Origin of the sequence: Bartonella sp. AP58NXGY (genome assembly GCF_042195785.1) — a bacterium.
In the GTDB taxonomy this organism is placed as follows: domain Bacteria; phylum Pseudomonadota; class Alphaproteobacteria; order Rhizobiales; family Rhizobiaceae; genus Bartonella.
Genome location: NZ_JBHIOY010000423.1, coordinates 1 through 556, shown reverse-complemented (window position 1 = coordinate 556; position 556 = coordinate 1). Strand labels below are relative to the sequence as shown.

2 pseudogenes are annotated in these 556 nt (G+C 34.2%); one reads left to right on the top strand and one right to left on the bottom strand.

Going from position 1 to position 556, the window contains the following annotated elements:
• Positions 1-147, bottom strand: a pseudogene (locus tag ACFINC_RS11810) (AAA family ATPase); the annotation flags it as partial.
• A gap of 250 nt (positions 148-397) precedes the next feature.
• Between ACFINC_RS11810 and ACFINC_RS11805 the strand changes: the two are divergent.
• Positions 398-556 (top strand): annotated as a pseudogene (locus ACFINC_RS11805) (CCA tRNA nucleotidyltransferase); the annotation flags it as partial.

Here is a 556-nt window from a genome sequence, read left to right as displayed (position 1 = left end):
ACTTTGCCCAAAAATAACTTTGTCAATTTCTTGTTGTATAATATCTAATTCTTGGTGTGCCGTATCAATATCCTCAATAATGACTTGGGCCTCATGTTTAGTATTAACCTTTTTCACAGAATTAGATGCTGGATCACGGTGACTCATATTTTTTCCTTAAGGTGTTTGTCGCAAAAATGGTAATTTTCTCTGTACGATAATGGATATCTTATTGTTTGTAACAGAAAATGAAAAGAAAAGAAGCATCATAAGCCGTTTTTTTTTCATATTCATGTATAGATAGAGAAAAGTTTTTTTGAAAGAAAGCTGCATGTTTTATAAGGAATGTTTTAAAAACTTTGTTTTATGAAGAGAGTTTTTGAAAGCAGTGAAGACAACTTTTTTGAAAGGTTAAAGGGTGAATATAAGGCAGAACTTCAAACAGGCTGCGTGGTTACGACAAAGTGATGTCCAAACACTTCTTCGTATTTTATCTTTAGAGGGGGAGGAGGCACGTATCGTAGGGGGAGCAGTGCGCAATCAACTATTAGGGCAACCTATTAGTGATATTGACATT